General features: G+C 61.6%; 14 protein-coding genes. 8 read left to right on the top strand and 6 right to left on the bottom strand.

Translation table 11 applies throughout. The features are described from left to right. Positions 1–3 precede the first annotated feature (3 nt). A complete protein-coding gene (locus ACLD1Y_RS10610) occupies positions 4–1,338 on the top strand; it encodes an MFS transporter (protein ID WP_429477880.1) in 1,335 nt (444 codons plus the stop codon). A 13-nt stretch (positions 1,339–1,351) separates the two neighbouring features. On the opposite strand, the gene ACLD1Y_RS10605 is transcribed toward ACLD1Y_RS10610, so the two are convergent. Next, a complete protein-coding gene (locus ACLD1Y_RS10605; RefSeq protein ID WP_429477875.1) occupies positions 1,352–2,230 on the bottom strand; it encodes a DMT family transporter in 879 nt (292 codons plus the stop codon). 178 nt (positions 2,231–2,408) lie between these two features. Here ACLD1Y_RS10605 and ACLD1Y_RS10600 point away from each other — a divergent pair, with 178 nt between their 5' ends. The 3 genes from ACLD1Y_RS10600 to ACLD1Y_RS10590 all read left to right on the top strand — a co-directional run bounded on the left by ACLD1Y_RS10600 (position 2,409) and on the right by ACLD1Y_RS10590 (position 4,859). Next, positions 2,409–2,822, top strand: a complete 414-nt coding sequence (locus tag ACLD1Y_RS10600; RefSeq protein WP_429477873.1) for a lipoprotein — start codon at positions 2,409–2,411, stop codon at positions 2,820–2,822. Between the two features lie 180 nt (positions 2,823–3,002). Further along, a complete protein-coding gene (ypfJ, locus tag ACLD1Y_RS10595) occupies positions 3,003–3,884 on the top strand; it encodes a KPN_02809 family neutral zinc metallopeptidase (protein WP_429477871.1) in 882 nt (293 codons plus the stop codon). Further along, on the top strand, positions 3,885–4,859 hold the full coding sequence (locus ACLD1Y_RS10590; RefSeq protein ID WP_429477869.1) for an alpha/beta hydrolase: 975 nt from the start codon (positions 3,885–3,887) through the stop codon (positions 4,857–4,859). 118 nt (positions 4,860–4,977) lie between these two features. Here ACLD1Y_RS10590 and ACLD1Y_RS10585 read toward each other — a convergent pair whose 3' ends face one another. From ACLD1Y_RS10585 to ACLD1Y_RS10575, 3 genes are all read right to left on the bottom strand, one after another. Continuing rightward, positions 4,978–5,577 (bottom strand): HAD family hydrolase, encoded by a 600-nt coding sequence (locus tag ACLD1Y_RS10585; protein ID WP_429477867.1) that lies wholly within the window; start codon positions 5,575–5,577, stop codon positions 4,978–4,980. Next, entirely contained in the window at positions 5,574–6,443 is an 870-nt protein-coding gene (gene tesB / locus ACLD1Y_RS10580; protein ID WP_032884635.1) for an acyl-CoA thioesterase II, read from the bottom strand. The genes ACLD1Y_RS10585 and tesB overlap by 4 nt, the downstream gene beginning before the upstream one ends. Positions 6,444–6,570: 127 nt before the next feature. Next, positions 6,571–7,140: a GNAT family N-acetyltransferase gene (locus ACLD1Y_RS10575; protein ID WP_429477865.1), complete on the bottom strand. Its 570-nt coding sequence runs from the start codon at positions 7,138–7,140 to the stop codon at positions 6,571–6,573. Between the two features lie 75 nt (positions 7,141–7,215). Here ACLD1Y_RS10575 and ACLD1Y_RS10570 point away from each other — a divergent pair, with 75 nt between their 5' ends. Together ACLD1Y_RS10570 and ACLD1Y_RS10565 are read left to right on the top strand one after the other, a co-directional pair. Next, a complete protein-coding gene (locus ACLD1Y_RS10570) occupies positions 7,216–8,136 on the top strand; it encodes a histone deacetylase family protein (RefSeq protein WP_429477863.1) in 921 nt (306 codons plus the stop codon). 171 nt (positions 8,137–8,307) lie between these two features. Beyond that, the gene (locus ACLD1Y_RS10565) at positions 8,308–9,534 is read left to right on the top strand and encodes a TIGR03862 family flavoprotein (protein ID WP_429477861.1); all 1,227 of its coding nucleotides are present in this window, start codon (positions 8,308–8,310) and stop codon (positions 9,532–9,534) included. A gap of 132 nt (positions 9,535–9,666) precedes the next feature. Here ACLD1Y_RS10565 and ACLD1Y_RS10560 read toward each other — a convergent pair whose 3' ends face one another. Continuing rightward, positions 9,667–11,001: a DEAD/DEAH box helicase gene (locus ACLD1Y_RS10560; RefSeq protein WP_429477859.1), complete on the bottom strand. Its 1,335-nt coding sequence runs from the start codon at positions 10,999–11,001 to the stop codon at positions 9,667–9,669. A 48-nt stretch (positions 11,002–11,049) separates the two neighbouring features. Beyond that, positions 11,050–11,946, bottom strand: coding sequence for a drug/metabolite exporter YedA (gene yedA, locus ACLD1Y_RS10555; protein ID WP_429477857.1), 897 nt, complete (start codon positions 11,944–11,946; stop codon positions 11,050–11,052). A gap of 160 nt (positions 11,947–12,106) precedes the next feature. Between yedA and ACLD1Y_RS10550 the strand changes: the two genes are divergently transcribed. Both ACLD1Y_RS10550 and ACLD1Y_RS10545 read left to right on the top strand, forming a co-directional pair. Next, positions 12,107–12,562: an Lrp/AsnC family transcriptional regulator gene (locus ACLD1Y_RS10550; protein ID WP_429477855.1), complete on the top strand. Its 456-nt coding sequence runs from the start codon at positions 12,107–12,109 to the stop codon at positions 12,560–12,562. Continuing rightward, a complete protein-coding gene (locus ACLD1Y_RS10545; RefSeq protein WP_429477853.1) occupies positions 12,552–13,241 on the top strand; it encodes a cyclase family protein in 690 nt (229 codons plus the stop codon). The genes ACLD1Y_RS10550 and ACLD1Y_RS10545 overlap by 11 nt, the downstream gene beginning before the upstream one ends. Positions 13,242–13,350 lie beyond the last annotated feature (109 nt).

The following is a 13,350-nucleotide window of genomic DNA, read 5'->3' as shown; positions in this document are numbered from 1 at the left end:
CTCATGCCTTCGCAAAATTCCGCCCTGGCCGCGCGCCCGGGCACCCCGCACGCCGGCATCGGCGACAAGATCCGCGGCGCCCTGGCCGTGGGTAAAACCCGCTGGGGCATGTTGGCCCTGGTGTTTTTCGCCACCACCCTGAACTACATCGACCGCGCCGCCCTGGGCGTGATGCAACCGATCCTGGCCAAGGAAATGAGCTGGACGGCGATGGACTACGCCAACATCAACTTCTGGTTCCAGGTCGGCTACGCCATCGGCTTTGTGCTGCAAGGCCGCCTGATCGACCGGGTGGGCGTCAAACGCGTGTTCTTCTTTGCCGTATTGCTGTGGAGCCTGGCCACCGGTGCCCACGGCCTGGCCACCTCGGCGGTGGGTTTTATGGTCTGCCGCTTTATCCTCGGGCTGACGGAAGCCGCCAACTACCCGGCGTGCGTGAAGACCACGCGGTTGTGGTTCCCCGCCGGTGAACGTGCGGTGGCCACCGGTATCTTCAACGCCGGTACCAACGTCGGCGCGATGATGACGCCGATGCTGCTGCCGCTGATCCTCCACGTATGGGGCTGGCAGGCGGCGTTCCTGTGCATGTCGGCGCTGGGCGGGATCTGGCTGGTGTTCTGGGGCTTGAAGTACTTCAACCCGGAAGATCACCCAACGGTTAAACAGTCCGAATTGGACTACGTGCAACAGGAAGTCGAACCCGAACAACCTCGCGTGCCGTTCAGCCGCATCCTACGTATGCGCGGCACCTGGGCCTTCGCCCTCGCCTACTCGATGACCGCACCGGTGTTCTGGTTCTATCTGTACTGGCTGCCACCGTTCCTCAACCAGCAATACAACCTGGGCATCAACGTGACCCAGATGGGTATTCCGCTGATCATCATCTACCTGACCGCCGACTTCGGCAGTGTGGGTGGGGGCATTCTGTCGTCGTTCCTGATCGGCCGTGGCATGAACTCGATCAAAGCGCGCTTGCTGTCGATGCTGCTGTTTGCCTGCTGCATCGTGGGTGTGATCATGGCGGCCGGTTCCAGCCAGTTGTGGGTCGCAGTGTTCGCCATCTCCCTGGCGATTGGCGCGCACCAGGCCTGGACCGCCAACATCTGGAGCCTGGTGATGGACTACACGCCCAAGCACATGATGAGCACGGTGTTCGGTTTTGGCGGTATGTGCGCGGCCATTGGCGGCATGTTCATGACCCAGATCGTCGGCCACATCCTCACCGTCACCAACAACAACTACACCGTGTTGTTCACCCTGATTCCGGCGATGTACTTCATTGCGCTGACCTGGATGTACTTCATGGCCCCGCGCAAGATTCCTACTGTAGACGTCTGATCTACCATCACAGCTACCTACGCCGCTGCTGCCAGGCAGCGGCCAACCCGCTCATGCAGATCACCCCGATGCCGACCACTGTGGTCGCGTCGGGGGTATGGCTGAACACCAGCCAGCCCAACAACCCCGCAAACACGATCTGGCAATAGCCGAACGGCGCCAGCAAGGCCGGCGCCGCGAAGCGGAACGCCTGGGTCAACATCAAGTGTGCAGTCATCCCACAGGTGCCCAGCGCCAGCATCAACACGCCATGCCACAGCGTGGGGATCTGCCAGAAGAACGGCACCATCGCACTCATCACCAAGGTATTGCACAGCCCGGCAAAGAAGTTGCTGGTGGTGGGGGTGTCGTATTGGCTGAGGATGCGCGTGAGCAACTGGTAAAAGCAGAAGAACAACGCTGAACACAGCGGCAGCAATACCGCCGGGGTAAACAGTTCGCCACCGGGGTGGATGATGATCAACACGCCAACAAAGCCGCAGATCACTGCCAGCCATTGGCCACGCGTGACGTGCTCGCCCAGCAACGGCACCGACAGCGCGGTTACCAGGATCGGCGCCAGGAAGTTCACTGCCGTGGCTTCTGCCAGGGGGATGTAATGCAGCGCCGCCGTAAAGAACAGGCTGGTGCCCAACAGGCACAACGCCCGCACCACCTGCATCCCCGGCCGTTTGCTGCGCAGCACCCGCAGGCCCGATTGCGGCAGGAAGATCCCCGCCATCAACAAGGTATGCACCAGATAGCGCGCCCACACCACCATCACGATCGGGTAGAACCCGGCCAGGTATTTGGACAAGGCGTCGTGACTGGAGAACAGGAAAGTCGCCATCACAATCAGCAAAATGCCTTTGAAGGGATGGTTGACGCCGGAAAGGGGGGTACTGACAGTCATCGAATTCTCTTGCGTGGCGCACGGTGGGACTCAACCCGGTAATCTAGCAGCCGGGCGTGGGTCTGCCCCAAGAGCATAACCAAACACCGTGCGAACAGCGCACTAAATCACTGGGTTCGAGTCCAACGCTGCACGTTGATCGTCGTATTGAACACTTTTTAACCAAGGCCGTGCCGCTATGAAAAAAATCCTTTTTGCTTTGTCTGCCCTTGCCCTACTCAGCGCCTGCGATAAAAAAGCCAGTGAGGCGCCTAAACCCGCGCCCGCGTCGGTGCAGGCGACCCTGGTGCCGGAGACCCCGCCCACCGACCAATGGGTCGGCAAGTGGATCGGCGTCGAAGGCCTCAACCTGACCATCGCCAAGGACGACAGCATTGGCCGTGGTCATTACATCCTCACCATGCAATATGGTCTCGACGCCGACGACTCGGGCACCTTCAAAGGCGAAGCGGCCGAAGACGGCATCGCCTTCACCCGCCCGGATGGCCCGCAATTGCTGCGCGCTGGCGACGGTGCCGACACCGGCCTGAAATGGCTGGCCGATAAAAAGGACTGCCTGATCGTGGTGAGCGGCGAAGGCTACTGCCGCTAATAGCGTCCATACTCAACCATTACATTGCGTAACAAGTGTGCTGTTGTGGCGAGGGAGCTTGCTCCCGCTGGGGGCGAAGCGCCCCTTAAGGCTTGCGACTGCTGCGCAGTCGAACGGGAGCAAGCTCCCTCGCCACAGTGAGCTCACTTTTACAGACAGCACATCAAGAGGACCGCCCCCATGCTATGGAAAAAAGGCCGACGCAGCGACAACGTGGTGGATGCCCGCGATGACAGCGGGGGCGGCGGCATGCGCTTTGGTGGCGGCAAGGGCTTGAGCCTGGGGGCGATCTTGCTGATCGTCGGCATTGGCTGGATCACCGGCCAAGACCCGCTGCAGATCCTCGGCCAGCTCACCGGCCAGATGGAGCAGGCACCGTCCGTCAGCACCCAGACCCGCCAGGCACCGCCGGCCAATGACGAGCAGGCCGACTTTGTTCGCGCCGTGCTGGGCGACACCGAAGACACCTGGGCCCAGGTGTTCCAGGAAAACGGCCTGGCCTACAAGAACCCGAAACTGATCCTGTTCCGTGGCCGCGTAAATTCGGCCTGCGGCGGTGCCACTTCGGCCAGCGGCCCGTTTTATTGCCCGGCGGACCAACAGGTGTACCTGGACCTGGATTTCTTCCGGGAAATGTCCCAACGCTTCCAGGCCGCTGGCGACTTCGCCCAAGCCTATGTGATCGCCCATGAAGTCGGGCACCACGTGCAGACGCTGCTCGGCATCTCCTCGAAAATCCAGGCGGCACGCCAACAAGGTCGGCAGATGCAGGGCGACGGCGGCCTACTGGTACGCCAGGAACTGCAAGCCGACTGCTTCGCCGGCGTATGGGCCAACCGTGCGCAAAAACGCCTGAACTGGCTGGAGCCTGGTGACATTGAAGAAGCCTTGAATGCCGCCAACGCCATCGGCGATGACCGCTTACAGCAACAGGGTCAGGGCCGCGTGGTGCCAGACTCGTTTACCCACGGCACCTCGGCGCAGCGCGTGCGCTGGTTCAAGACCGGCTTTGCCCAGGGCCAGATCACTCAATGCGACACCTTTTCCGCCAAGAGTCTCTAAATGAATAAACGATTGGGATTGCTGCTGGGCCTGTTAGTCAGTTGTTCAACCTGGGCTGCCGGACACGGCGCAAAGGAAGCCGGTCTCGATCGATTCCCCCTGGCGGCCGGCGACCTCAGCGTCGGCCTGAGCCAGGATTGGCGCCAGCCGCTGCCCAACGTGACCCGTGCGTTGATCATCGTGCATGGCCGCCTGCGCGATGCGCAGACCTACCTGGAAAGCGGCGAGAAGGCCGCCGCAAATGCCGGCCAAGGCGCCAACACCTTGGTCATCGCCCCACGTTTTCTGATTGAAGCGGATGCACAGCACGAGCGCCTGGACAATCAGCTACTGCGCTGGACCGACAATGGCTGGATGGCCGGCGAGCCCTCCACCGGCCCGGGCCACATCAGTTCCTACGGAGCCCTCGACCAGATCATCAAACACCTGGGCAACCGCAAGCTGTTCCCGGCGCTGAAAGAAATCGTCGTAGCCGGGCATTCCGGCGGTGGCCAGGTGGTGCAGCGTTTTGCCCTTACCAGCCACGAGCATCCGAAGCTGCAAAGCGAAGGCATCGGCCTGCGCTATGTGGTGGCCAACCCATCGTCCTACGCCTACTTCACCGCGCAGCGTCCGGTGAAATTCGACGCGGCCAGTTGCCCAGGTTTCAACGACTGGAAATACGGCATGCAGAACTTGCCGGCCTACGCCAAGGGCCAGAGCCCTGCGCAGCTTGAGCAGGCGTATGTGTCACGCGATATCACTTATCTTTTGGGCCAGCAGGACACCGACCCGAATCATCACGCTCTGGATAAGGGCTGTGAGGCCGAAACCCAGGGCGCGTACCGGTTGATTCGTGGGCACAACTATTTTGACTACCTCAAGCAGCGGCATCCGCAGTTGGGGCAGAGCTTGGTGGAAGTGCCGGGGGTGGGGCATAACGGGGATGGGATGTTTACGTCGCCTGAGGGGCAGAAGGTGCTATTCACCCAATAACTGACGGAACCGGATAAAACTGTGGGAGCGGGCTTGCTCGCGAATGCGGTGTGTCAGTCACTGAAAATGTTGACTGGCACACCGCATTCGCGAGCAAGCCCGCTCCCACATTGGATCTTCAGGGGCCGATCTGGATCATCCGGCACAACACCGCACAATCCTCGGCATGCCAATCAACCAGCTCCGGCCACGGGTTCTCGGGCAAATTGACCAACACCGTGCGCGCCCCCGCCGCCCGGCCGCAATCGAGATCAAAACGATAATCCCCCACCATCACCATCTCGCTCGGCGACACATCCCAGGCCGCTGCCAGTTTCAGTAGCCCATCCGGGTCCGGCTTGGGCTGCGCATCATCACGCCCCAACACATCCTCGATGGCAAAGCAGTCCGCCAGGCCAATCGCCTCCAGGGTGATGTGGGCCAGCTCCCGTGCATTACGGGTCAGGATGCCCAGGCGATAACCCCGCTCGGCCAGCTCACGCACCAGTTCCACCGCCCCTTCGGCGGCAATCGAACCCAATGCCAACTCGCGTTCATGCTCCAGCAACCAGGCGTGCTTGGCCGCTGCTACATCCGCTGGCAGCGCCGCCAGATGGGTGAGGATGTCATCCTGCGGCGGAATTTCCAGGGCGACGCGAATCGCCGCAAAGTCATGCACCGCCACCGTCAGGGTGCCGTCCATGTCGAACACCCAGTGCTTAACGTCGGACAGGCTCATGCCCAGTCCTTGCGATGACGAATCAAACCTTCCTGGGTCACCGAAGCCACCAGTTGCCCGGCGCGGTTGTACACGCTGCCCCGGGAGAAACCACGGGAATTGCCGGCCCATGGGCTGTCCATGGCATACAGCAGCCAATCGTCGGCCCGCAGGTCAGCGTGGAACCATAGCGCGTGGTCAAGGCTGGCGACCTGCATGTCTTTCTGCCACACGGTCTTGCCATGGGGCAGCAACGAGGTGGTCAACAGGCCGAAATCCGAGGCGTAGGCCAGCAGGTATTTGTGCAGCGCCGGCGTGTCGGCCAACGCACCGTCGGCACGAAACCACACGTACTTGACCGGGTCGGACGGCTGCGGGTTGAACGGGTCTTTCTCGGTCACCGGGCGCACTTCGATGGGCTTGGGGCATAGCAGCTTGTCGCGCATGTGCTCGGGGATCAGGTGCGCGCGCTGCTGCGTCAGTTCCAGCTCCGAGGGCAGGTTTTCCGGGCCGACCACCACGGGCATGGTGGTCTGGTGCTCAAAGCCTTCTTCGTCGTACTGGAACGAGGTGGTGCAGGTAAAGATCGGGTGGCCCTTCTGGATCGCCGTGACGCGACGGGTGCTGAAACTGCCGCCATCACGCACGCGGTCCACCGAATACACCACCGGCAACGCGGCATCGCCCGGGCGCAGGAAGTAACCATGCAGGGAATGCACGTGCCGCGCTTCTTCTACGGTCTGGCTGGCCGCCGACAGCGACTGGCCGAGTACCTGGCCGCCGAACAGTTGACGAAAACCCAGGTCCTGGCTGCGGCCGCGAAAGAGGTTTTCCTCGATCGGCTCCAGGGTCAGCAGGTCCACCAGATCTTCCAATACTTGGCTCATTCAAACTCTCCTCAGAGCAAAACAGTTTTTACTGTAGGAGCGAGCTTGCTCGCGAAGGTCGTCAACGATAACGCGGGGCGCCAGGTTTAACGCGGGGCCCTTGAGCTCTTCGCGAGCAAGCTCGCTCCTACCCGTGCAGCGTGTCCAACCATTGGGCGCGGGTGATGCGGTACAACACATGATGGCGCAGCGGGTCATCGGCTGCGACCTTGGGGTGTTCAAAATCTGCCTGGGGATCGTAATGCATACCGATGGCCTGCATGACTTTTTGTGATGGCAGATTGGCTTCGGTGGTAAAGGCGACAATTTCATCCAACTGCAATCGATCGAATCCGGCGCGCAATGCGGTCCAGGCCGCCTCGCTCGCGTAACCCAGGCCCCAATGCTCGCGAGCCAGGCGCCAGCCGATTTCGACCGCCGGGGTGAACGCCGCGTCAAAGCTGACATTCAGCAGCCCAGTGAGTCCGATGAACTCGCCTGTATCCTTGCGCTGCAAGGCCCACAGGCCAAAACCATATTCGGCGAAGTGCCCGCGAATGCGGCCGATCAACGCGGCGCTTTCCAGATGGCTTAATTTGGCCGGGAAATAGCGCATCACCTGCGGGTCGGCGCACATGCGCGCAAATTCCGGCAGGTCGCTGTCACGCCATTGGCGTAGCACCAAACGTGCGCTTTCAAGTTCCAGTATCGGCTCCATGGGTCCCCTCCCTTGCCATGTGCGTGAGTGTACAACGCGGGTAAGATGCGTCGCAGGTTCCCGTCAGAAAATCCTATGCCCTTGCCACTGATCTACCACGATGACTACAGCCCTGAGTTCCCGGCGGACCATCGCTTCCCCATGGACAAGTTCCGCCTGTTGCGTGACCACTTGGTGTCCAGCGGGCTGACCGACGACAGCCAACTGCTGCGCCCGCAGCTATGCCCACCCGAGATCCTCGCCCTGGCCCACGCCCCCGACTACATCGAGCGCTACATGGGCGGCGAATTATCCCGCGAAGATCAGCGCCGCCTGGGCCTGCCCTGGAACGAAGCCCTGGCCCGGCGTACCGTGCGCGCAGTCGGCGGCTCGATCCTGGCGGCCGAGCAGGCCCTTGAACATGGCCTGGCCTGCCACCTGGCCGGCGGCACTCACCATGCCCACTACGACTATCCAGCGGGCTTTTGCATCTTCAATGACCTGGCGGTGATCAGCCGTTACCTGCTGGCCAGCGGCCGGGTCAACCGTGTGCTGATCTTCGATTGCGACGTACATCAGGGCGATGGCACCGCACGCATCCTGCACGACACGCCGGACGCCATCACCGTGTCGCTGCACTGTGAAAAGAACTTCCCGGCGCGCAAGGCCCAGAGCGACTGGGACATCCCACTGCCCATGGGCATGGGCGACGCGGACTACCTCAAGGTGGTGGATGACGCCCTCAACTACCTGCTGCCGCTCTACCAGCCCGACCTGGTGCTGTATGACGCCGGTGTCGATGTGCACAAGGACGACGCCCTTGGTTACCTCAAGCTCACAGACGAGGGCGTGGCCGCCCGCGATGAAAGCGTGATGCGCCACTGCCTGGGCCGCGACATCCCGGTGATGGGCGTGATCGGCGGCGGCTACAGCAAAGACCGCCCTGCCCTCGCTCGCCGCCATGGCATCCTGCACCACAGCGCACAACGGGTGTGGACGTCATCAGGTTGTCATTGAGTTGTGGGCGTTACCCACAATGCCTGTGGAACGGCCTGTGGATAACTTGAGCGTAAGCGCCTAAGAGCCAATATCTACATGGGCCGTAGGAAACTGTACGTTTTTTGATCAGGCGTTTGCGCCGTCGTCGGGTAGAATGCTCGGCCTGTTTAACCGACCGTAGCCCTCGCCATGCCCCAGACCGCTCCCCAACACGTCTCCATTATCGGCGGCGGCCCTGCCGGGCTGATGGCTGCTGAAGTCTTGAGCCAGGCGGGCGTGCGGGTGGACCTCTACGACGGCATGCCTTCGGTAGGACGCAAATTCCTGCTGGCAGGCGTGGGCGGCATGAACATCACCCACTCCGAAGCCTACCCAGCGTTTCTGTCGCGCTACGCCGAACGCGCGCCGCACATGGCGCCGTTGCTGCGCGGGTTTGGCGCCGACGCCTTGTGCGAATGGATACACGGGCTGGGCATCGAAACCTTTGTCGGCACGTCCGGCCGTGTGTTTCCTACGGACATGAAAGCCGCTCCCCTGCTACGCGCCTGGCTCAAGCGCCTGCGGGACCAGGGCGTGGTTATCCACACCCGGCATCGTTGGACCGGCTGGAATGCCGACGGCAACTTACTTATCCACAGTCCCGACGGCGAAAAAACCGTACGCAGCGATGCGGTGCTACTGGCCCTGGGCGGCGGCAGTTGGTCGCGATTGGGCTCGGACGGTGCCTGGCTCAAGTTGCTCGAAGACAAGGGCGTGCCCTATGTTGCGCTGCAACCGAGCAACTGTGGTTTCGAGGTGTCAGCCTGGAGTGAGTTGATGGTCAGCAAATTCGCTGGTGCACCGTTGAAAAACGTCGCCATTGGCTTGGGCGATGACAAACCTCGGCTGGGCGAATGCGTGGTCACGGCCACCGGTATCGAAGGCAGTTTGATCTACGCACTGTCGGCACCCATTCGTGAAGCCATCAACCAAACCGGTTCCGCCACGGTGCATATCGACCTGCTGCCGAGCAAGCCTGTGGACAAAATCCAGGCTGCCTTGGCCAAGCCGCGGGGCTCACGCTCGATGAGCAAGCACTTGCACAGTCAGTTGGGGTTGGATGGGGTCAAGGCCGCACTGTTGCGCGAGTTGGCGCCTACGGAACACTTCAACGATCCGGCGCAACTGGCTGTGGCTATCAAGGCGCTGCCCTTGACCCTGGTTAAGACTCGGCCGATGGATGAAGCGATCAGCACCGCGGGCGGCGTGCCCTTCGAGGCGTTGGATGAGCGCTTGATGCTCAAGCAATTGCCGGGGGTGTTTTGTGCGGGGGAGATGTTGGATTGGGAAGCGCCGACCGGGGGCTATTTGCTGACGGGGTGTTTTGCCAGTGGGCGGGCGGCTGGTAGGGGGATATTGGAGTGGCTTGAGGGCTGAGATTTGGGGTGGATTCGAAGCCGCTTTCGCGAGCAAGCCCGCTCCCACACTTGACCGAGTTCCAACAGGAGAATGTGATCAAAATGTGGGAGCGGGCTTGCTCGCGAAGGGGCCATCAGCCCCACCGCAAAATCACTTTTTCTTACGCGGCCCAGTATTAAACACCGGCACCTTACGCACCGGCTTGATCGAAGGCTCCGCAGGCGCAACCTCCCCGCTGTCCACCCACTTGCCCAGGTTGCGCTTGCCGCCACCACCGGAGCTTTTCGGCTTCTTCGGTTTTTTCGGCTTCTTCACCACTTGCCCGCTGGCATCGGTGTCCGGCACGCGGTGTTCCGGCTCGAAGTCCTGCTCCATGTGGCGCGCCAAGGTCTGGCGGGTCAGCATCTCGATGGCCGACAGCATGTTCACTTCGTCGGCACACACCAGGGAAATCGCCTCACCGGTGTTGCCCGCACGCCCGGTACGGCCGATGCGGTGGATGTAATCTTCGGCGACGATCGGCAGGTCAAAGTTGACCACCAGCGGCAAATCTTCGATATCCAGGCCGCGGGCCGCCACGTCGGTGGCCACCAGGATCTGCACATCGCTGCTCTTGAAGCGGTCCAGCGCACGTTGACGCGTGGCCTGGGGCTTGTCGCCGTGGATGCCATCGGCGTTGATGCCCAGGCCCTGCAACTTATCCACCAGCGCATCCACGCCGTTACGGGTCTTGGCGAACACCAGCACCTGCTTCCAGCGGCCTTTGCGCATCAAGTGCACAAACAGCTCCGGCTTGCGCTTTTTGTCCACCGGCACAACCCACTGTTTCACGGTGTTGGCGGCGACGTTGCGCGGGCTGACTTCGATGCTCAGCGGGTCGTTGAGCATCTGCCCAGCCAACTGACGGATGTCATCGGAGAAGGTCGCAGAAAACAGCAAGGTCTGGCGCTTTTTCGGCAGCATGCGGTAGATGTTCGCCAGTTCTTCGGAGAAGCCCAGGTCGAGCATGCGGTCGGCTTCATCCAGCACCAGGGTTTGCAGCTGGTTGAGTTTCAGCGCGTTCTGGCGGAACAGGTCGATCAGGCGGCCCGGCGTGGCGACCAGAATGTCGACGCCCTTGCGCAGCTTCATCATCTGCGGGTTGATGCTCACGCCGCCGTACACCGCGTAGGTGGTCAGCGGCAGGTTTTGCGCGTACTCGGCGACGCTGGCGTGCACCTGCTCGGCCAGCTCACGGGTGGGGCACAGGATCAGCGCACGTGCCGAGTTGGCGGCGACTTTCGGCCCTTCCATGGTCAGCAGTTGCAGCAGCGGCACGGCGAAACCGGCGGTCTTGCCGGTGCCGGTCTGGGCCGCAGCCATCAGGTCGCGACCGGCCAGCACCGCCGGAATGGCTTGCGCCTGCACCGGCGTCGGGGTCTGGTAGCCAAGCGTCTCAAGGGCGCGCAGCAAGGGTTCGATCAGGCCAAGGGTGGCGAAAGTCATGTGTTTACCGTAGGAAAATTCAGCGCAAGGAACGCAATGGGCCGCAGTTTACCTTATTTCCGGCTTGGGCTTGCGCCACTGGGGCAGGCTGATCAACAGCACCGCGCTGATGATCACCAGCATCGCCAGGGCTTCTTCCAGGCCGATGGTCTCGCCCACGAAGACGATCCCCAGCAATACCGCCACCGCCGGGTTCACGTAGGCATAGCTGGTCGCCGCCGCCGGGCGCACATGCTTGAGCAGATACATGTAGGCGTTGAAGGCAATGATCGAACCGAACACCGCCAGGTACGCCAGGGCCAGCCAACCTTCCAGCGGTGGCATGGCTTGCAGGTGCTCGCCGGTGAGCGCGCTGGCGATCAGCAGCGTCACGCCCGCCACCAGCATTTCCGCCGCACTGGCCATGGCGCCCGGCGGCAACGGCAGGCGCCGGCTCCACACCGAACCGAACGCCCACGATGCCGCCGCGAACAACAATAACGCCGCGCCCATCGGGCTCGACTGCAAGGTGCTGCCCATATTGAGCATAGCGATGCCGATCATGCCCAGAATCACACCCGCCCATTCCAGCTTTGTATTGCGCGCGCCCCAAAAATAGCCACACAGCAAGGTGAACAGCGGCACCGTCGCCACCGCCAGCGCAGCCACGCCGGAGGACACGCCCGTGTGCTCGGCCACGCTGACCGCGCCATTGCCAAAGGTCAGCAGCAAAATGCCGATCTTGGCCGCGGCCTTCCACTGTTCCCAGGTCGGCGCCGGCGCCCCACGCCAGCGCAAAAAGGCATACATCGCCGCCCCTGCCGCCAGAAAGCGAATCCCCCCCAACATCAGCGGCGGCCAGTACTCCACGCCGATACGAATGACTAGGTAGGTAGACCCCCAAATCACATACAGCGCAAAAAAGGCGGCGATCAACGGTAAGGGAAAGCGACGGGGGCCAGGCATTGGGTGGCTCTATGGCAGTAGAAGGGAGGCTTATTCTAAAAAAGCAGGCTGTTAAACATAAGTTACAAAACCTGTTTAAACCGCCCATACACTTTTCAAAGCATGGTTATGAAGGCTATAAACCGTGCTTTCGAAAGCCACGCGCAACTGGAGCCTTATCATGGACAAATACGACCGCATGCTCCTCAGCGCCCTGCTCGAAGACGGCCGCGCCTCCTTCGCCCAATTGGCGCGTACCGTCAACCTCTCCGCCCCGGCCGTGGCTGAGCGGGTGGCCAAGCTGGAAGCCAGTGGCGTAATCACCGGGTATCAGGCCAAGGTAGACCTGTCCAAAGTCGGCTTGCCGATCCAATGCGTGATTGAACTGCGCCTGACCAATCACGGCAGCCAGAAGGTGTATGACGAACTGAGCAAAATCCCCGAACTGACCGAATGCCATCGGGTCACGGGCGATCCGTGCGTGATCATGCAGGCGGCGGTGGGGTCGATGCCGGAGCTGGAAAACCTGATTAACCGCGTGGCCAAGTTTGGGTTCAGCAAGACCTCGATCATCCTGTCCAGCGCCATAGAACGGCGGGTGCCGTTGGGCCAACTGGAGGTGAAAAATGGTGGGTAAAGTCGTCAGCCTCAGCCATCCGATCAGCCCGCGAATTCCACTGTGGCCGGGTGACCCGCCGGTGGAATTCGACGACATCGCGTCGTTGAACGAAGACGGCTACTTCCTGCGCCGTTTAAGCATGGGCGAACACAGCGCCACCCACATGAACGCGCCGAACAGCTTCTATGTCGATGGCATGGGCATCGACGGCTACCAACCCCACGACCTAGTGCGGCCAGCGGTGGTCATCGATGTGCGGGCCCGATGCACGCCAGACTACGAAATCAGCGTGCAAGACATTCAAGACTGGGAGAACCAACACGGGCTCATCGAACCGGGCTGCGTGGTGCTGATGTACACCGGTTGGCAGCACTTGTGGAACGATCCGGCGGCGTTCTTTGGCCAGGATGCCCAAGGCTCGCATTTCCCAGGGATCGGCGAGGCGGCGATCGAGTTTCTATTGTCCCAGCGCCAGATTGCCGGGGTAGGTATTGATACCCACGGGGTGGATCCGGGGCAAAGCAGCACCTTTGCAACCAACCGTGCGGTGTTGGCGGGGAATGGGATTGTGTTGGAGTGTTTGACCCACTTGGATCAGTTGCCACCCAAGGGCGCAACGCTGGTGATTGGGGTGCTGGCGCTTGAAGGAGGGTCGGGATCGCCGGCGGCAGTGATGGCGCTTATCACGCCCAAATAAAGCCAACTCAAATCAAATCCGTCTCGCCTCCATAGCCCGTATGGCACTGATCAGTCCGAAGGGAACAACAACGTTAGGAGGAAAACTGCGTCAGTTCGCGAAAGACCAC

The sequence above is a fragment of the Pseudomonas sp. 18175 genome (genome assembly GCF_050432925.1).
Lineage (GTDB): Bacteria > Pseudomonadota > Gammaproteobacteria > Pseudomonadales > Pseudomonadaceae > Aquipseudomonas.
This window is presented reverse-complemented; position numbering and strand designations above follow the sequence as displayed.